This is a genomic window from Viridibacillus sp. FSL E2-0187 (genome assembly GCF_038006425.1).
Lineage (GTDB): Bacteria > Bacillota > Bacilli > Bacillales_A > Planococcaceae > Viridibacillus > Viridibacillus arvi.
Window position 1 is genome coordinate 544,230 of sequence record NZ_JBBOVG010000002.1, and the last position, 18,682, is coordinate 562,911.

General features: G+C 41.3%; 14 protein-coding genes, 8 tRNA genes and 2 rRNA genes. 23 read left to right on the forward strand and 1 reads right to left on the reverse strand.

Annotated elements, in window-relative coordinates:
* Window positions 1-117: 117 nt before the first annotated feature.
* The 3 genes from MHH85_RS21885 to MHH85_RS21895 all read left to right on the forward strand — a co-directional run bounded on the left by MHH85_RS21885 (window position 118) and on the right by MHH85_RS21895 (window position 3,914).
* Window positions 118-1,692: a DEAD/DEAH box helicase gene (locus MHH85_RS21885; protein WP_340708501.1), complete on the forward strand. Its 1,575-nt coding sequence runs from the start codon at window positions 118-120 to the stop codon at window positions 1,690-1,692.
* A gap of 172 nt (window positions 1,693-1,864) precedes the next feature.
* The gene (locus tag MHH85_RS21890) at window positions 1,865-2,344 is read left to right on the forward strand and encodes a PH domain-containing protein (RefSeq protein WP_340708502.1); all 480 of its coding nucleotides are present in this window, start codon (window positions 1,865-1,867) and stop codon (window positions 2,342-2,344) included.
* Window positions 2,337-3,914: a PH domain-containing protein gene (locus MHH85_RS21895; RefSeq protein WP_340708503.1), complete on the forward strand. Its 1,578-nt coding sequence runs from the start codon at window positions 2,337-2,339 to the stop codon at window positions 3,912-3,914. Before MHH85_RS21890 ends, MHH85_RS21895 begins: the two co-directional genes overlap by 8 nt.
* A gap of 36 nt (window positions 3,915-3,950) precedes the next feature.
* Here the strand turns inward: MHH85_RS21895 and MHH85_RS21900 are convergent, their stop codons facing one another.
* Window positions 3,951-4,565, reverse strand: coding sequence for a rhomboid family intramembrane serine protease (locus tag MHH85_RS21900; protein WP_193737640.1), 615 nt, complete (start codon window positions 4,563-4,565; stop codon window positions 3,951-3,953).
* 67 nt (window positions 4,566-4,632) lie between these two features.
* Between MHH85_RS21900 and acpS the strand changes: the two genes are divergently transcribed.
* The 20 genes from acpS to MHH85_RS22000 all read left to right on the forward strand — a co-directional run bounded on the left by acpS (window position 4,633) and on the right by MHH85_RS22000 (window position 18,670).
* On the forward strand, window positions 4,633-4,986 hold the full coding sequence (gene acpS / locus MHH85_RS21905; protein WP_053419214.1) for a holo-ACP synthase: 354 nt from the start codon (window positions 4,633-4,635) through the stop codon (window positions 4,984-4,986).
* 57 nt (window positions 4,987-5,043) lie between these two features.
* Window positions 5,044-6,213, forward strand: coding sequence for a LolA family protein (locus MHH85_RS21910; RefSeq protein ID WP_227751940.1), 1,170 nt, complete (start codon window positions 5,044-5,046; stop codon window positions 6,211-6,213).
* A gap of 70 nt (window positions 6,214-6,283) precedes the next feature.
* The gene (gene alr, locus MHH85_RS21915; RefSeq protein WP_340708504.1) at window positions 6,284-7,402 is read left to right on the forward strand and encodes an alanine racemase; all 1,119 of its coding nucleotides are present in this window, start codon (window positions 6,284-6,286) and stop codon (window positions 7,400-7,402) included.
* A 178-nt stretch (window positions 7,403-7,580) separates the two neighbouring features.
* On the forward strand, window positions 7,581-7,862 hold the full coding sequence (locus MHH85_RS21920) for a hypothetical protein (RefSeq protein WP_038185902.1): 282 nt from the start codon (window positions 7,581-7,583) through the stop codon (window positions 7,860-7,862).
* 4 nt (window positions 7,863-7,866) lie between these two features.
* Window positions 7,867-8,217, forward strand: a complete 351-nt coding sequence (locus MHH85_RS21925) for a type II toxin-antitoxin system PemK/MazF family toxin (RefSeq protein ID WP_038185900.1) — start codon at window positions 7,867-7,869, stop codon at window positions 8,215-8,217.
* Window positions 8,218-8,407: 190 nt separating this feature from the next.
* Window positions 8,408-8,767 (forward strand): STAS domain-containing protein, encoded by a 360-nt coding sequence (locus MHH85_RS21930; protein WP_193737637.1) that lies wholly within the window; start codon window positions 8,408-8,410, stop codon window positions 8,765-8,767.
* Window positions 8,754-9,224: an anti-sigma B factor RsbW gene (gene rsbW, locus MHH85_RS21935; protein WP_340708505.1), complete on the forward strand. Its 471-nt coding sequence runs from the start codon at window positions 8,754-8,756 to the stop codon at window positions 9,222-9,224. Before MHH85_RS21930 ends, rsbW begins: the two co-directional genes overlap by 14 nt.
* Entirely contained in the window at window positions 9,202-9,981 is a 780-nt protein-coding gene (sigB, locus tag MHH85_RS21940; protein WP_340708506.1) for an RNA polymerase sigma factor SigB, read from the forward strand. The genes rsbW and sigB overlap by 23 nt, the downstream gene beginning before the upstream one ends.
* Before the next feature lie 320 nt (window positions 9,982-10,301).
* Window positions 10,302-12,464 (forward strand): Tex family protein, encoded by a 2,163-nt coding sequence (locus tag MHH85_RS21945; protein WP_340708507.1) that lies wholly within the window; start codon window positions 10,302-10,304, stop codon window positions 12,462-12,464.
* A gap of 65 nt (window positions 12,465-12,529) precedes the next feature.
* Entirely contained in the window at window positions 12,530-12,985 is a 456-nt protein-coding gene (locus MHH85_RS21950) for a SprT family protein (protein WP_340708508.1), read from the forward strand.
* A 102-nt stretch (window positions 12,986-13,087) separates the two neighbouring features.
* Window positions 13,088-13,162: transfer RNA gene (locus tag MHH85_RS21955), tRNA-Asn, on the forward strand.
* Between the two features lie 3 nt (window positions 13,163-13,165).
* Window positions 13,166-13,240: transfer RNA gene (locus tag MHH85_RS21960), tRNA-Glu, on the forward strand.
* Window positions 13,241-13,249: 9 nt separating this feature from the next.
* Window positions 13,250-13,326 (forward strand) — tRNA-Asp (locus MHH85_RS21965).
* Between the two features lie 9 nt (window positions 13,327-13,335).
* Window positions 13,336-13,410, forward strand: a tRNA-Gln gene (locus MHH85_RS21970).
* A gap of 19 nt (window positions 13,411-13,429) precedes the next feature.
* Window positions 13,430-13,505, forward strand: a tRNA-Lys gene (locus MHH85_RS21975).
* Window positions 13,506-13,565: 60 nt separating this feature from the next.
* Window positions 13,566-13,652: transfer RNA gene (locus tag MHH85_RS21980), tRNA-Leu, on the forward strand.
* A gap of 29 nt (window positions 13,653-13,681) precedes the next feature.
* Window positions 13,682-13,758, forward strand: a tRNA-Arg gene (locus MHH85_RS21985).
* A gap of 26 nt (window positions 13,759-13,784) precedes the next feature.
* A tRNA-Gly gene (locus MHH85_RS21990) sits at window positions 13,785-13,858 on the forward strand.
* Between the two features lie 145 nt (window positions 13,859-14,003).
* Window positions 14,004-15,556, forward strand: a 16S ribosomal RNA gene (locus tag MHH85_RS21995).
* Between the two features lie 184 nt (window positions 15,557-15,740).
* A 23S ribosomal RNA gene (locus tag MHH85_RS22000) occupies window positions 15,741-18,670 on the forward strand.
* The 16S and 23S rRNA genes sit together here with 8 tRNA genes alongside, the layout of an rRNA operon.
* Window positions 18,671-18,682: the final 12 nt, after the last annotated feature.

Consider the following 18,682-nt stretch of genomic DNA (forward strand, 5'->3'; position numbering starts at 1 on the left):
TTAAACAGAGATATATTAAGAGACGGAAACGTTCCTCTCACAAGGCTCGATTTGCCCTATTTTCATCTGAAAATGTAACCATTTGTCAAATGCATGAGCAAAAAGGAGAATGAAACTTTGACAAATTTTTCAGAATTAAACGTTAGCGCTTCTATCCAAAAATCCCTATCACGTATGGGCTTTGAAGAAGCAACCCCAATCCAAGAAGGTACAATTTCATTTGCGAAAGAAGGACGCGACATTATCGGCCAGGCACAAACTGGTACTGGTAAAACTGCAGCGTTTGGTATTCCGCTTATCGAGAAAATTGATATCAATAATCCTGCAATCCAAGGCTTAATTATTGCCCCAACTCGCGAATTAGCAATCCAAGTTTCTGAAGAACTTCATAAAATTGGTTATGATACACGTGCACGAATTTTATCAGTATATGGTGGACAGGACATTGGTCGCCAAATCCGTGCTCTTAAAAATAAACCACAAATTATTGTTGGTACTCCTGGTCGTATTCTTGACCATATCAACCGTCGTACATTGAAATTAGATAACGTTCAAACACTTGTGTTAGACGAAGCTGATGAAATGCTAAACATGGGATTCATCGAAGATATCAATACAATTTTAGAAAACGTTCCAGCTGAACGCCAAACATTACTGTTCTCAGCTACTATGCCTGGACCAATTCGTAAAATTGCTGAGAAATTCATGAAAGACCCTGAAGTGGTTAAAATTAAATCTAAAGAAATGACAGTAGAAAACATTGAACAATTTTTCGTTAAGTCTCAAGAACGCGAAAAATTCGATATCCTTTCTCGTCTTTTAAATGTTCACCAACCAGAATTAGCGATCGTATTTGGTCGTACTAAACGTCGTGTTGATGAATTAGCTCACGCTTTAAGCATTCGCGGTTACCTTGCAGAAGGTATTCATGGTGATTTAAGCCAAGCAAAACGTATTTCAGTATTACGTCAATTCAAAGAAAATAAAATTGATGTATTAGTTGCAACAGACGTAGCAGCTCGTGGCCTTGATATTTCAGGTGTAACTCACGTTTATAACTTCGATATCCCACAAGACCCAGAGTCTTACGTTCACCGTATTGGACGTACAGGTCGTGCTGGTAAATCAGGTATGGCAATTACATTTGTAACTCCACGTGAAATGGGTTACCTACGCATCGTTGAAGAAACAACTAAAAAACGCATGACAGCTCTTCGTCCACCAACAGCGGATGAAGCTTTAGTTGGCCAACAAGCTCTTGCAGTAGAACAATTAACTGAACTAGTTGAGAAAAATCACTTAAGTGATTACCGTTCAATGGCAGAAGACTTATTAGCTAAACACGAAGCTGTTGACTTAGTAGCAGCAGCTATTAAATCAATGACTAAAGAGCCGGATGATACACCAATCAAAATCACTGAAGAACGCCCATTACCACAACGTGGCGGACGTTCAGGTGGTAGCGGTAGTCGTGGCGGTCGCTCAAGCGGCGGCGGTGGCGGTTACCGTGGCGGTCGCTCAAGTGGCGGCAGCAGCCGTGGTGGAGAACGCGGTGGACGCGGCGGAGAACGCGGTGGAAGCCGTGGAGAACGTGGCGGAGATCGTGGTCGTCGTGAAGGTGGCGGTCGTCGTGAAGGCGGAGCTAGCCAAGGTGGACGCACTCGTGCACCACGCAAACGTAGCGAAGACTAAAATTCACTTATTAAAGCTATCCCATTTCGGTGGGGTAGCTTTTTTGTTTTCTCTATATTGACGTAGAAATAACTATTGGACAGTTTACCTGCCTCTCTGTAGACTGAAAATAAATGAAACATTTCTTACTATTCAAACGTAAAAGAGTTATAAGAGAAGAGAGGTGGACAAAGTGAGTGTAGAACCAAAATACCAAATATCAAGAAAAGGTCTAACTGTATGGCGTGTGTACGGTATCATTCAATCACTAATTGTTTTATTAATAGCCGCAGGCGTTGGAGTGTTAACGTGGTTTTTTGAATGGTATTGGTGGATATACATAATTTGCGCAGTAGTGCCGTTTGTTTTTGCATTTTTATTTATTTATCTATTTCCTAAAATACGTTGGGATCATTGGCGTTACGAAGTACGTGAACAAGAAATTGAAGTGCAACATGGGTTATTTATTGTTGTTAGGACATTAGTGCCGATGGTGCGTGTACAACATGTTGATACTTCGCAAGGTCCAATTTTAAAACGTTATGGATTAGCTGAAATGACAATCTCAACAGCAGCAACGACGCATACAATTCCGGCACTCGTTATAGCTGAGGCAGATGATTTACGAGCGCGTATATCTGAATTAGCAAGGGTGGCGGAAGACGATGTCTGATGAAAAATTTAAATTACATCCAATATCAGCTGTTATAAATTTCATCACAGGTTTAAAGGATTTAATATTACCGTTCGTCATTATTTTTGTTAGTAATGGTTTTAAGTTGAATTTAAATCCGCATGATGAAGAGTTTTGGGCGGATCTCGTACCGTTAGCGATTGTTGGGCTTTTATTAATATTAAATTTAATTAGCGGAATTGTGAAATGGCGACGCTTTGTTTACTGGTTTGAAGATGGTGAACTGAGAGTAGAGTATGGGCTCTTCGTGAAAAAGAAACGTTATATCCCATTTGAACGGATTCAAAGCTTGAATTATCAAGAGGGAATTTTTCATCGACCATTTGGGCTTGTTAAAGTCAGTGTAGAAACAGCTGGTAGTAATGATGGGAAAGCAGAAGCGGAATTGACTGCGATTACACGAACTGCTGCGGATATGATTGAGATTGAGATGAAACGGACAAAGAGGGAAAAACGACAAGTGTCTACCTTAAACGAATCAGTAGATGAAATTGGTCATGACTATTTGTCAGAAGCTGATGTCCAGCTAGTCGCAAATCAACAAAAGCAATATACTGAAGAGAATATTCAAAGAGATGTTATTTTCAACATGTCTATAAAGGACTTACTTGTTTTAGCAACTACATCAGGCGGTGTTGGTGTGGTATTTTCAGGGTTAGCAGCTATAGCATCGCAGTTTGGAAATATTATTCCGTATGATTATTTGTATGGGGAGTTTCAAGCATTTATTAAAGTGGGTGTATTATTAATAGCACTAGTGGTATTTTTTGTGCTACTTGTTGCTTGGGCATTGTCTGTCGTTTTAACGTTATTGAGTAATTATGGGTTCGTTGTTGAACGTGAAAATGACAAGCTTATTATTACGCGGGGGTTATTAGAGAGAAAGCGTATAACTATTCCGATTAATCGAATCCAAGGTATTAAAATTGTGGAAAATCCACTACGTCAAATGTTTGGCTATGCAACGGTTGTTGTTGAAAGTGCTGGAGGTGCAGTGCTTGATAAAGATAAGAAAATTATCCTTATGCCACTTGTGAAAAAGGGCCAAGCAATAGCTCCATTACAACAATTGTTCCCGGAAATCAATTGGTTACCAATGTTAAAACGCTCTCCTAAAAAAGGTCGTTCATTTTACTACCGTATAGATTTTTTATGGATGCTACCATTAATAGCGTTAGTAAGTTACTTCTTCTTCCCTTATGGATTATTGTCGCTAATCATTATTCCGTTAGCGATGTTACTTGGTATGTGGCAGCATAAAACTGCAGGCTATTCTGTAGAAGGGCACCAACTAACAATTAGTTATCGTTCATTTAGTAGGACAACAATCTTTATGGAGAAAAAACGTATTCAGCAGATGAGTTTGCGGCAAACATACTTCCAAAGAAAAAAAGATGTTGCTTCAATTGGAACGACTATTATGTCAGGTTCAATGGGATCATCCGCTGTGATTGCTCATTTTGAAAAAAATGATATGGAAAAAATAATGGCTTGGTATAAACCGAATACGAAACAGGTTCATGATGAACAGCAGTTTTATGGGCCATAAGAAAAAGCTGTTGAGTAAGAAACTCAACAGCTTTTCTTATTTTTTCTTTTTTATCCGCCAATTTAAAATTCTGCGTGGATGAAAGTCGATTAGACCGATAACGAAACCAGTTAGCAAACCAACAAGATGCGCAGTTGCATTAACATTGGATTGTAGGAACGTCATTATAATACTAACAATGATAATAGGCATGATTGTTTGCTTTAATTGTGGCATGGTATTTCTCGTATAATAGACTAGTGCAGCAAATGCACCGAAAATACCAAATATCGCACCACTGGCTCCAACGCTGATGTAGTTTGGTGGTTGAATTAAATAGGTTGCTACATTACCTAAAAGTCCTGCGAAAAAATAGATGGTGAAGAATCTCATCTTCCCTGCAATTTTTTCGAGTTCAGGACCAAATAAATAAAGCCAGAACATATTAAATAGCAGGTGTAGAAAACCTGCATGAAGGAAGATTGGAGTCACTAGTCGCCAATATTCCCCGTCGGCAATTAAAAAGTTTGCACCAGCACCTAAGTTGAATACATTATCACCAACGATAGGTAAAACACCCATTGCATAGACTAAAATATTCAGTGCAATTATTAATGAAACGACAGGGTAGTATTTTATGTACTGTGAAAAATTTTCTCTACGATTAAACATCTATTCACCTCAATTTTGTATAATTATTATACATTGTTTTAGCTAATGAAAGAAAGGAGAACCTTATATGATAAAAGGAATCGGATTAGATATCGTCGAAATCAAACGTGTCAAACGATCCAATGATCTCAGTGAAAAATTTAGACAGCGTATTTTAACAAATAAGGAACTCGCTATTTTTGATACATTAAAAGCACGTCGCCAAATGGAATTCTTAGCTGGGAGATTCTCTGCAAAAGAAGCTTATTCAAAAGCAAATGGAACGGGTATTGGTAAGAGTTGTGGCTTTCTAGACATCGAAGTCTTGCCTAATCAGTTGGGTCAACCGACTCTTTATTTTAAAGGGAAAAGTGTAGATGGTTATGTTAGTATAACCCATTCAAAAGAATATGCTGCAGCTCAAGTAATCCTTCTAGCATAAACGCTTAGCTTGTTTCATAAGATACCTTAACGGATAGAATTGAGAAGGGATGGGAAATTGCGAAAACGTTTTATAGTGGTTGCGTTACTTATGATTGTATCACTGGTTTTGGGAGCTTGTGGTTCAAATTCAAAGGAAGCAGTTTTGAAAAAAACGAGTAATAAATGGACGGAAACAAAGGGGTATGATTTGACTGCTCAGATGGAAATTAAATCTGGTGCAGAACCCCGTACTTATGATGTTAATGTATGGCATACAAAACCTGATTTTTATCGTGTAGCCGTTGCACAACAAGGTGAAAAAGATTCGCAAATGATTATTCGCAATGAAGATGGTGTATTTGTTGTAACACCTTCTATGAAAAAAACGTATAAATTCCAAAGTGATTGGCCGAAACAAAATAGTCAGGCGTACTTAATTGGTGCACTTGCTGAAGATTTAAAAGCTGACGAGAATGCGAAGATGACAGAATCAGACAAGTCTTATGTTTTTGAAGTCAAAACACGTAATAATCATTCGAAGATGTTACCTTATCAACAAATTTTCATTGATAAAAAGACGTTACTTCCAACTAAAGTTTCGGTGTTAAATGAAGCGAAGGAAGAACAAATTGTTATTACATTCAAGAAAATCTCGCTTGGAACGTCAAGAAAAGGTACAGACTATGCAGTAGAGGATTTCTCTAAAAAAGGCACGAATGATAAAGGGACAACTGATGGAACAGCAACTAAAGAAAATGCAACTGATGAAAAAACTGAAGGAACTACAACTGAAAAAGAAAATGCTAAAGATGACTCTGGGAAAACTTCAGAGAATGCAACTGGAGAAGATAAAGATGGGACTAAAAGTGTAACAGGTGATGCACAAGCAGGAGCTGAAATTGAAAACCCTGAATTCCAAACACATTACCCAGTTCTTAAATGGGATAATGTCAAGCTGACTGATGAAAAAACAGTTGCAAGTGCAGACGGTGAAAGAAGAATCTTGACATTCGAGGGTGACAAGCCATTCACAGTAATTGAACAAGCTGCAAATACAAATCCACTCTCTGTTCCTGTATTTGCACCAGGAGATCCTGCTGATTTAGGATTTACTATTGGAGCAATTACAGATAATTCGATTAGCTGGGAGAAAAATGGGGTATCTTTCTTTATAGCGACAAATTCTTTAACTCGTGAAGAGATGGTGGAAGTTGCATCATCTATGGTAAATGGCGAAGTAAAATGATGAAACATTTGACCTGACCTTTTTCAGGGCGGATAATAGAAAAAAATCCATTTTTAAAGAGGGATCTTCTATGAATCAGCATCAAAATTTCCGCCCTACTAAGGCAATCATTGAATTAGAAAATATTCAATATAACATCAAACAACTGCGCGAATACTTACATACCACTACAGAGATTATTGCAGTTGTTAAAGCGAATGCATACGGTCATGGTGATTTACAGGTAGCAAATGCAGCGTTGCAGGCGGGAGCTTCAATGCTAGCTGTAGCAACTCCTGAGGAAGCACTTCATTTAAGAGAGTTTATAAAAGAAGACCCAATTTTAATTTTAGGAGCAACACCGGTATATTTTGCAACTTTTGCAGCACAATACGATATATCGCTAACTGTGTTTTCGTTAGATTGGGTGAATGAAGTTGCGAAACAGGCGGTGAACTTTAAAAAACCTTTGAAGCTACATATTAAAATTGATAGTGGTATGGGACGTATCGGCGTTAGAAAACAAACTGAGTTAACAGCATTATATAATGCCATCGATGCGAACGAGCACTTATTAATCGATGGCATTTTCACTCATTTTGCAACAGCAGATGAAGAAGATTCTACTCAATATAACGAACAATTAGCCACGTTTGTATCATTTGTTGAGAGTTTACCTAAGAAGCCGCGTCTTGTACATGCTGCCAATACAGCTGCGACACTAAATAAAGAAGATGTACAATTCGATGCAGTAAGATTCGGTATTTCTATGTATGGACTAGCACCATCACCATATGTGGATAAGCATCTACCATTTTCTTTGAAACCTGCTTTGTCACTTGAAAGTGAACTTGTTCATGTGAAGAAAATTGAACAAGGTGATAAAGTGAGTTATGGTGGCAACTATGTAGCGACTAAAGAAGAATGGATTGGTACAATGCCGATTGGCTATGCGGATGGTCTATTACGAGGGCTTGCTGGTCAAGAAGTATTGATACAAGGGAATCGCGTTCCGATTATTGGACGTATATGCATGGATCAATGTATGATCAAGCTGCCATATGAAATGTCGGTTGGAGAAAAGGTTATATTAATTGGCCAACAACAGCAAGAGGAAATTCAGATGAAAGAATGGTCAGATAGACTTCAGACAATTGTATATGAAATACCGTGTATGTTAACATCAAGAATTCCAAGAATTTATAAATGATTTCAACTACTTTAAGTCTTTAATAACAATGATTGCAGCCGACAAATAAAAACATTTCCACCCACAATGTCAAATTCTTACCTTTCTTGTCTATTCAACAATTAATTTCAATGTTAAGATAGGGGTAAGTTGAAAGTTGAATTGAAAAAGATGGAATGTTTTGTCGGAGGTGCTGGCCGTGAATAAGAAGAGGATAAGTGAAGTTATCTTAGAGCTACCTAAGCATAAGATGGCTGAGAATATTGAACAAGCTTATAGACAAATTACGACAGAATGCGATGAATTCGTTTATACACCAACTAAGAGATACAAAAGAGAATACAAACAAAATCAAATACGAGAAGCAATGGTTAAAGGTTATATAGAGATGTCACAAATTAACTTATCCATATGTAGCGAATGTCTACATTTAGAGTATGAAGCAGAACATATGGTGGAGCGTCTCGTAAGCGGAGGATGAAAACTTGATCGTAAAACGTGGTGACGTTTTTTTTGCTGATTTATCACCAGTTATCGGGTCTGAACAAGGTGGTACAAGACCCGTTCTGGTTATTCAAAATGACATAGGAAATCGTTTTAGCCCAACAGTAATTATTGCGGCCATTACTGCACAAATTCAAAAGGCAAAACTACCAACTCATGTCGAAATAGATGCCAAGCAGTATGGCTTCGAAAGAGATTCAGTCATCTTACTTGAACAATTGCGTACAATAGATAAATCACGATTGACTGATAAAATAACACAACTTGATGATCCTTTAATGGAAAAAGTAGAAGAAGCGTTAGAAATTAGCTTGGGACTTTTGAAATTTTAACGGTATACATAAATGTTAAGCACTGAAGTGAATCTCACTTTGGTGCTTTTTTATTTGGTGTTGTCATTGTTATTCTGATGAGAGGGTGAATACTGAGATATTTTATGCAAGAATTTTTATAAAAAAATAATGAAAAGGTTTAAGGTTATTATAATAGGGTAATATATGAGTAATTGAACTAGATTAGTAGATGGAAGGAGATTTTAATGTGGATTTCAAACTAGAAACTGTAGATGCACGAAAAAGTATAGCTTATGTCAATGGTGAAATAGATGCTTTCACCGCACCTAAGCTTCGTGAGCAATTAAATAACATGAAATTAACTGAGAGTATCCAGATTGAATTAGACTTTCATGATGTAGTATATATGGATAGTACAGGATTAGGTGTTATAGTGGCTTTTTATAAAAACGTAATCAGCGCTGGTGGAGATGTGAAATTGATAGGGTTATCACCACGTTTATATCGTTTATTTAATATAACTGGACTAAGCGACATTATGAATATTGAAGAAGAGGGGAAGGCGACTACTAACCATGAAGGAATTTGATTACTTTGAAATGAGAATACCAGCGAAGCCTCAATATGTAGGGGCTGTACGATTGACCATTTCAGGTTTAGCGAATCGAATTGGCTTTTCTTATGATGATATTGAAGACTTGAAAATTGCTTCAAGTGAAGCGATTACTAATGCTATTCAACACGCTTATGAAGAAGATGATGACGGTGAAGTCGTAGTAGGTTGTGCGTTATATAAAGAAAAAATTGAAATCATGGTAGCGGATTATGGATATAGCTTTGATTTTAAGGAAGTGAAAAAGAGGGTTGGTCCTTATCATGAAGAAGAAGATGTTCAATTTATTCGAGAAGGTGGCCTAGGTCTTTATTTAATTGAAACTCTAATGGATGAGGTAAAAGTGCTTAATGACAATGGCGTTACTGTTTTAATGACAAAATATGTCGCCAGAGAGCAGGTGACTGACAATGTGGAAAAAATCACCCTCTAATTCAGCCTCAAAAGAGCAAGTTATAGATTGGATTAATAGATATCAAGAAAATGAAGATAATGAAGCGCAAACTAATTTAGTTTTACAGTATAAATACTTAGTTGAGTCGCTTGCAAGAAAGTATTCAAAAGGTGGTTCTTACCACGATGATATTGTCCAAGTAGGAATGCTTGGATTACTTGGTGCTATTAGAAGATTTGATGTGTCTTTTGGTCGTAACTTTGAAGCTTTTGCAGTTCCTACAATTATTGGTGAGATAAAGCGTTTTTTACGGGATAAATCTTGGGATGTCCATGTGCCAAGGCGTATTAAAGAGCTTGGGCCACGTATAAAGTCCGCGGTAGAACAACTGACAATAGAATTTCAGCGTTCTCCGCATGTGAATGAAATTGCAGAGTACTTGGGAGTCGAAGAAGAAGAAGTATTAGAAGCGATGGAAATGGGACAGAGTTATCAAGCATTATCGATGGATTATACATTGGAATCCGATTCGGATGGTAGTTCTATGACCCTTTTCGATATTGTTGGTAATGAAGATAAGGGATACGAAACAACAAATCGCCGAATGATAGTGGCTGAAGCTATGACGGTTTTAACAGAAAAAGAAAAGCAAGTCATCCAGCTTACATATTTGGATCAATTAAGTCAGAAGGAAGCAGGAGAAAGTCTGGGAATTTCTCAAATGCATGTTTCTAGATTACAAAGGAAAGCGATTAGAAAGCTACAAGAAGCCGTTGGTGCCACCAGTAGTAATTAGAAAAATTTAATTTAAATTAGATTAATGGTTTTATGATTGTTATATGCAAGTTTATGTAATATAAGAATATCTATCTATGCCATACTCGAGGTGATAATATGGCGCGGGTATTGAAAGACTGGACACCTTATTAAAGCGGTGATGGTTGGCGAGAGCCAAAAATAACAATAGAAACTTTGATGTTAGGAGTCTGCTCTTTTGAGTAGGCTTTTTATTTATTGTAAGATAATTCAATTTAAGTTGATACAAAGCCACCTGATAAAGGTTTTTGAACTTACCTATATGATAAGATAAATAGGATAGAGAAAGGTTGTGACTGTATGGACAACAAAAAAATGCAGCAATTAATTTCGAGAGAACTTAGCATCCGACCAAAACAAGTAGAATCGGTTATCGAATTGTTAGAAGGCTCAAATACTGTGCCGTTTATAGCACGTTATCGTAAAGAAGCAACTGGTTCACTTGATGAAGTTCAAATTAAAGCAATCGAAGACCGTTATCATTATTTACAACAACTTCAACAACGAAAAGAAGAAGTGCTTCGTCTTATCGATGAACAAGGTAAATTAACTGAAGAACTTAAAAAAGATATAGAGGCAGCAACCATTTTAAAACGAGTTGAAGACTTATATCGTCCTTATAAACAAAAACGTAGAACAAAGGCGACAATTGCTAAAGAAAAAGGGTTAGAGCCTTTAGCGGATGAATTAATGAAATTTGCAGCTACTTCACTAGCTGATTTAGCTGCACCTTATATCAATGAGAATGTGGAGTCGGTTGAGGAAGCCTTGCAAGGTGCTAGCGATATTTTAGCGGAGCGCTTTGCTGATGATGCTGCTATTCGTGAGAAAATTCGTAAGCTATCATGGCAAAATGGCAAGGTTCTTTCAGCGGTGAAAGATCCAAGTTTAGACGAAAAATCTGTTTATGAAATGTACTATGAATACGAAGAACCAATTAATAAAATTGTTCCCCACCGTATATTAGCTATTAATCGCGGTGAAAAAGAAGATATTTTGAAAATTAACATAGCCGTACCAGCTGAGCGTGTTCATCAATTGATGTGTACAGAATGGATCCCGCGGACATCCTCACCAGCAGCTAAACAAGTTGAATTAGCCATTGAAGATGCTTACAAACGATTAATTCAACCTTCAATTGAAAGAGAATTGCGTGGAGAGTTGACGGAGAAGGCGGAGGCTCAAGCGATTCATATTTTCTCTGAGAATTTACGTAATCTACTATTACAACCGCCATTAAAAGATCGCTTTGTACTGGGGCTTGACCCAGCATATCGAACGGGTTGTAAATTGGCTGTGGTGGATGATACAGGTAAAATGCTTGAAATCTCTGTAATCTACCCGCATCCGCCAAAAGCAGATCCTATACAATCCAAAAAGGTATTCAAGGACATATTACAAAGGTACCCAATATCTATTATCGCAATTGGTAATGGAACAGCTTCCCGTGAGTCAGAGCAGTTTGTAGCGGAATGTTTGAAAGAGTTAAATAGTGAAACAGCTTATGTTATCGTCAATGAGGCTGGAGCGAGTGTGTATTCCGCTTCAGAAGTAGCGCGTGAAGAGTTCCCTGATTTACAGGTTGAACAACGCAGTGCAGTCTCTATTGCGAGAAGATTACAAGATCCACTCGCCGAGCTCGTAAAAATTGAACCGAAAGCGGTAGGTGTGGGGCAATACCAGCATGATGTATCTCAGAAGAAGCTTGCAGACTCATTAACGTTCATCGTTGAAACAGCTGTTAACCAAGTTGGTGTAGATGTGAACACTGCTTCATCTTCACTTTTACAATATGTATCAGGGTTATCAAAAACAGTTGCAGAAAATATTGTTAAAGTCCGTGGTGAAAATGGGAAATTTACAGCTCGTACACAGTTGAAGAAAATTCCGCGCTTGGGAGCTAAAACGTATGAACAAGCAATTGGTTTCTTACGAATTTCTGAGGCGAAAAACCCGTTAGATGCAACGGGTATTCACCCAGAAAGTTATGATCTTGCAAACAAACTACTCGAAGTTGCTTCTATTAAGAAGGAACAGCTAGGTTCAACGGAAGCTGAAAAAGCGCTAGCTAACTTAGATATTTCAACTTTAAGCTCGCAGTGGGATGTAGGAGAAGTAACATTAAAAGATATCATCGATACATTGATGAAGCCATCACGTGATCCACGCGATGCATTCCCGCAACCATTATTGAAGAAAGATATTTTGAAAATGGAAGATTTGCAACCAGGAATGGAGATGCAAGGGACAGTACGTAACGTAGTGGATTTCGGTGCTTTTGTTGATATCGGTGTTAAACAAGATGGTCTTGTCCATATTTCTAAATTGAAAAATGGTTTTGTAAAACATCCTTTAGATGTAGTGGCTCTTGGTGACATCGTAACCGTATGGGTAGAAAAGATTGAAAAGGATAAAGGGAGAATTGCATTAACGATGCTTCCTCCAGCAAAACAAATCGATTAAAATAGCAGAAAAATAAACCTCGCATTAAAGCGAGGTTTATTTTATAGAAGAAAGGGCAGGATAATATGACCGATGAAGAACTACAAAATCTTGTAATAGAAATCTCCATAAACGTATTCCATAAGCCTTTTAGACATCAAGCCTATTTTAATAAGCGATTACGTTCTACTGGAGGTAGATACTTGTTACAATCACATAATATAGAGATTAACCCGAAATCATTTGAAAAGTTTGGCATTCAGGAAGTAGAAGGGATTATTCGTCATGAGCTATGTCATTATCATCTTCATATAGAAGGAAAGGGATATAAACACCGTGATGCAGATTTTCGATTTCTCTTAAAGAACACTAATGCTCCTAGATACTGCTCTAATTTATCAGAGATAAAGGGAAGAAGCTCTAATAAAAGTTATACTTATATATGTATAAAATGCGGTACAAACTATGTTAGAAAAAAAAGAATGAACCCCGCTAAATACCGTTGTAGCAGGTGTTCAGGGCACATTGAACAAATTAGTTGAAAGTTTTTTTAGAAAAACGCTTGACCTTTTTTGAATACCTGTCTATAATAATAAAAGTCGACAAGGTGATGACGACAAAATGTAACAAAATGCAACATGTTTTCCGAAGTAGCTCAGTGGTAGAGCATCCGGCTGTTAACCGGACGGTCGTAGGTTCGAGTCCTACCTTCGGAGCCATATGGCCCCTTGGTCAAGCGGTTAAGACACCGCCCTTTCACGGCGGTAACACGGGTTCGAATCCCGTAGGGGTCACCAATTTTATATGGTCCGGTAGTTCAGTTGGTTAGAATGCCTGCCTGTCACGCAGGAGGTCGCGGGTTCGAGTCCCGTCCGGACCGCCATTTACTTTTTGGGGTATAGCCAAGCGGTAAGGCAACGGATTTTGATTCCGTCATGCCCTGGTTCGAATCCAGGTACCCCAGCCATTTCCATTCTTCAAGCTACGAGTCATTAGCTCAGTTGGTAGAGCATCTGACTTTTAATCAGAGGGTCGCAGGTTCGAATCCTGCATGACTCACCATTTTAACTTGACATTATGTTTTAAGGTGATATAATATAACCTACATGTTTCAATTGAAATGCGGCCGTGGCGGAATGGCAGACGCGCTAGGTTGAGGGCCTAGTCGAGGTTTACTCGGTGGAGGTTCAAGTCCTCTCGACCGCACCAAAACCCTTACAATATATAATATACGATATGCGCCCGTAGCTCAATTGGATAGAGCGTCTGACTACGGATCAGAAGGTTGTGGATTCGACTTCTGCCGGGCGCGCCATATTTTTTAAAAATTATAATATCAATGCGGGTGTAGTTTAGTGGTAAAACCACAGCCTTCCAAGCTGTTGTCGAGAGTTCGATTCTCTTCACCCGCTCCAATATAATTTATGAACCTTGAAAACTGAACATGCAAGACGTTAATCAATAAACGTTTTTGGACATCAACTTGTTGGTGGGTCAAAACAAAAATAGATATCATCTTCGGATGATACGCTAGCAAAGCTAATGAGCTTTCAAACTACTTTTATGGAGAGTTTGATCCTGGCTCAGGACGAACGCTGGCGGCGTGCCTAATACATGCAAGTCGAGCGAATGATGAAGAAGCTTGCTTCTTCTGATTTAGCGGCGGACGGGTGAGTAACACGTGGGCAACCTACCTAGTAGATTGGGATAACTCCGGGAAACCGGGGCTAATACCGAATAATCCATTTTGTCACATGGCAAAATGCTGAAAGGCGGTTTCGGCTGTCACTACTAGATGGGCCCGCGGTGCATTAGCTAGTTGGTGGGGTAATGGCCTACCAAGGCAACGATGCATAGCCGACCTGAGAGGGTGATCGGCCACATTGGGACTGAGACACGGCCCAAACTCCTACGGGAGGCAGCAGTAGGGAATCTTCCACAATGGACGAAAGTCTGATGGAGCAACGCCGCGTGAGTGATGAAGGTTTTCGGATCGTAAAACTCTGTTGTAAGGGAAGAACAAGTACGTTAGTAACTGAACGTACCTTGACGGTACCTTATTAGAAAGCCACGGCTAACTACGTGCCAGCAGCCGCGGTAATACGTAGGTGGCAAGCGTTGTCCGGATTTATTGGGCGTAAAGCGCGCGCAGGTGGTTTCTTAAGTCTGATGTGAAAGCCCACGGCTCAACCGTGGAGGGTCATTGGAAACTGGGAGACTTGAGTGCAGAAGAGGAAAGTGGAATTCCAAGTGTAGCGGTGAAATGCGTAGAGATTTGGAGGAACACCAGTGGCGAAGGCGACTTTCTGGTCTGTAACTGACACTGAGGCGCGAAAGCGTGGGGAGCAAACAGGATTAGATACCCTGGTAGTCCACGCCGTAAACGATGAGTGCTAAGTGTTAGGGGGTTTCCGCCCCTTAGTGCTGCAGCTAACGCATTAAGCACTCCGCCTGGGGAGTACGGCCGCAAGGTTGAAACTCAAAGGAATTGACGGGGGCCCGCACAAGCGGTGGAGCATGTGGTTTAATTCGAAGCAACGCGAAGAACCTTACCAGGTCTTGACATCCCAATGACCGCTCTAGAGATAGAGTTTTCCCTTCGGGGACATTGGTGACAGGTGGTGCATGGTTGTCGTCAGCTCGTGTCGTGAGATGTTGGGTTAAGTCCCGCAACGAGCGCAACCCTTGATCTTAGTTGCCATCATTTAGTTGGGCACTCTAAGGTGACTGCCGGTGACAAACCGGAGGAAGGTGGGGATGACGTCAAATCATCATGCCCCTTATGACCTGGGCTACACACGTGCTACAATGGACGATACAAAGAGTCGCTAACTCGCGAGGGTATGCTAATCTCATAAAATCGTTCTCAGTTCGGATTGTAGGCTGCAACTCGCCTACATGAAGCCGGAATCGCTAGTAATCGTGGATCAGCATGCCACGGTGAATACGTTCCCGGGCCTTGTACACACCGCCCGTCACACCACGAGAGTTTGTAACACCCGAAGTCGGTGAGGTAACCTTTATGGGGCCAGCCGCCGAAGGTGGGATAGATGATTGGGGTGAAGTCGTAACAAGGTAGCCGTATCGGAAGGTGCGGCTGGATCACCTCCTTTCTAAGGATAATTACGGAAACAGATCTTGGATCTGTCGATTAACGTCTTGCGTTCAGTTTTGAAGGCTCATTGTAAAATGATCTTCAAAACCTTGTTCTTTGAAAACTGGATAAAACGACATTGAAGCAAATTAAGTAACACATTTTTTATTATTAAGTTTTTTAGGCTTAATAACTAACTTTTAGGTTAAGTTATTAAGGGCGCATGGCGGATGCCTTGGCACTAGGAGCCGAAGAAGGACGGCACTAACACCGATATGCTTCGGGGAGCTGTAAGTGAGCTTTGATCCGGAGATTTCCGAATGGGGGAACCCACTGTTCGTAATGGAGCAGTATCTTGACGTGAATACATAGCGTCTTGATGGCAGACCCAGGGAACTGAAACATCTAAGTACCTGGAGGAAGAGAAAGAAAAATCGATTCCCTGAGTAGCGGCGAGCGAAACGGGAATAGCCCAAACCAAGAGGCTTGCCTCTTGGGGTTGTAGGACACTCTATATGGAGTTACAAAGGAATGAGTTAAACGAAGCGGTCTGGAAAGGCCCGCCAGAGCAGGTAACAGCCCTGTAGTTGAAAGTTCATTCTCTCTTGAGTGTATCCTGAGTACGGCGGAACACGTGAAATTCCGTCGGAATCTGGGAGGACCATCTCCCAAGGCTAAATACTACCTAGTGACCGATAGTGAACCAGTACCGTGAGGGAAAGGTGAAAAGCACCCCGGAAGGGGAGTGAAATAGATCCTGAAACCATGTGCCTACAAGTAGTTAGAGCCCGTTAATGGGTGATAGCGTGCCTTTTGTAGAATGAACCGGCGAGTTACGATTACATGCGAGGTTAAGTTTTAGAAGACGGAGCCGTAGCGAAAGCGAGTCTGAATAGGGCGAATGAGTATGTGGTTGTAGACCCGAAACCAGGTGATCTACCCATGTCCAGGGTGAAGGTAAGGTAACACTTACTGGAGGCCCGAACCCACGTACGTTGAAAAGTGCGGGGATGAGGTGTGGGTAGCGGAGAAATTCCAATCGAACCTGGAGATAGCTGGTTCTCTCCGAAATAGCTTTAGGGCTAGCCTCGTGATAGAGAATCCTGGAGGTAGAGCACTGTTTGAACTAGGGGTCCATCCCGGATTACCGAATTCAGACAAACTCCGAATGCCAGTGATTTATGCACGGGAGTCAGACTGCGAGTGATAAGATCCGTAGTCAAAAGGGAAACAGCCCAGACCACCAGCTAAGGTCCCAAAGTAATTGTTAAGTGGAAAAGGATGTGACGTTGCTTAGACAACCAGGATGTTGGCTCAGAAGCAGCCATCATTTAAAGAGTGCGTAATAGCTCACTGGTCGAGTGACGCTGCGCCGAAAATGTATCGGGGCTAAACAATTCACCGAAGCTGTGGATGGACATCTTAGATGTCCGTGGTAGGAGAGCGTTCTAAGTGCTGTGAAGTCAGACCGGAAGGACTGGTGGAGCGCTTAGAAGTGAGAATGCCGGTATGAGTAGCGAAAGACGGGTGAGAATCCCGTCCACCGAATGACTAAGGTTTCCTGAGGAAGGCTCGTCCGCTCAGGGTTAGTCGGGACCTAAGCCGAGGCCGATAGGCGTAGGCGATGGACAACAGGTTGATATTCCTGTACCACCTATTTACCATTTGAGCAATGGGGGGACGCAGTAGGATAGGGTAAGCATGCTGTTGGTTATGCATGTTCAAGCAGTGAGGCGTGAAATGAGGCAAATCCCATTTCTATAACGTTGAGCTGTGATGACGAGGACGTATGTCCGGAGTTCCTGATTTCACACTGCCAAGAAAAGCCTCTAGCGAGGTAAAAGGTGCCCGTACCGCAAACCGACACAGGTAGTCGAGGAGAGAATCCTAAGGTGTGCGAGAGAACTCTCGTTAAGGAACTCGGCAAAATGACCCCGTAACTTCGGGAGAAGGGGTGCTCTAGTAGGGTGAAAGCCCGAGAGAGCCGCAGTGAATAGGCCCAGGCGACTGTTTAGCAAAAACACAGGTCTCTGCAAAACCGTAAGGTGACGTATAGGGGCTGACGCCTGCCCGGTGCTGGAAGGTTAAGAGGAGTGCTTAGCGCAAGCGAAGGTGCGAATTGAAGCCCCAGTAAACGGCGGCCGTAACTATAACGGTCCTAAGGTAGCGAAATTCCTTGTCGGGTAAGTTCCGACCCGCACGAAAGGCGTAACGATCTGGGCACTGTCTCAACGAGAGACTCGGTGAAATTATAGTACCTGTGAAGATGCAGGTTACCCGCGACAGGACGGAAAGACCCCGTGGAGCTTTACTGTAGCCTGATATTGAATTTTGATACATCTTGTACAGGATAGGTAGGAGCCAGAGATTCCGGAGCGCCAGCTTCGGAGGAGGCGTTGGTGGGATACTACCCTAGATGTATTGAACTTCTAACCCATGCCCCTTAGCGGGGTAGGAGACAGTGTCAGGCGGGCAGTTTGACTGGGGCGGTCGCCTCCTAAAGAGTAACGGAGGCGCCCAAAGGTTCCCTCAGAATGGTTGGAAATCATTCGTAGAGTGTAAAGGCATAAGGGAGCTTGACTGCGAGACCTACAAGTCGAGCAGGGTCGAAAGACGGGCTTAGTGATCCGGTGGTTCCGCATGGAAGGGCCATCGCTCAACGGATAAAAGCTACCCCGGGGATAACAGGCTTATCTCCCCCAAGAGTCCACATCGACGGGGAGGTTTGGCACCTCGATGTCGGCTCATCGCATCCTGGGGCTGTAGTCGGTCCCAAGGGTTGGGCTGTTCGCCCATTAAAGCGGTACGCGAGCTGGGTTCAGAACGTCGTGAGACAGTTCGGTCCCTATCCGTCGTGGGCGTAGGAAATTTGAGAGGAGCTGTCCTTAGTACGAGAGGACCGGGATGGACACACCGCTGGTGTACCAGTTGTTCTGCCAAGGGCATCGCTGGGTAGCTATGTGTGGACGGGATAAGTGCTGAAAGCATCTAAGCATGAAGCCCCCCTCAAGATGAGATTTCCCATTACGCAAGTAAGTAAGATCCCTCAAAGACGATGAGGTAGATAGGTTCGAGGTGGAAGTGTGGCGACATACGGAGCTGACGAATACTAATAGATCGAGGACTTAACCAAATTTTACTTAAC

Bases quoted from the DNA above. Each gene is read 5' to 3' on its own strand.
- MHH85_RS21900 (WP_193737640.1), bottom strand. From the start codon at position 4,565: ATGTTTAATCGTAGAGAAAATTTTTCACAGTACATAAAATACTACCCT.
- rsbW (WP_340708505.1), top strand. From the start codon at position 8,754: ATGAAGGAATTTGATTACTTTGAAATGAGAATACCAGCGAAGCCTCAA.
- MHH85_RS21930 (WP_193737637.1), top strand. From the start codon at position 8,408: ATGGAAGGAGATTTTAATGTGGATTTCAAACTAGAAACTGTAGATGCA.
- alr (WP_340708504.1), top strand. From the start codon at position 6,284: ATGAATCAGCATCAAAATTTCCGCCCTACTAAGGCAATCATTGAATTA.
- MHH85_RS21950 (WP_340708508.1), top strand. From the start codon at position 12,530: ATGACCGATGAAGAACTACAAAATCTTGTAATAGAAATCTCCATAAAC.
- acpS (WP_053419214.1), top strand. From the start codon at position 4,633: ATGATAAAAGGAATCGGATTAGATATCGTCGAAATCAAACGTGTCAAA.
- MHH85_RS21895 (WP_340708503.1), top strand. From the start codon at position 2,337: ATGTCTGATGAAAAATTTAAATTACATCCAATATCAGCTGTTATAAAT.
- MHH85_RS21945 (WP_340708507.1), top strand. From the start codon at position 10,302: ATGGACAACAAAAAAATGCAGCAATTAATTTCGAGAGAACTTAGCATC.
- sigB (WP_340708506.1), top strand. From the start codon at position 9,202: ATGTGGAAAAAATCACCCTCTAATTCAGCCTCAAAAGAGCAAGTTATA.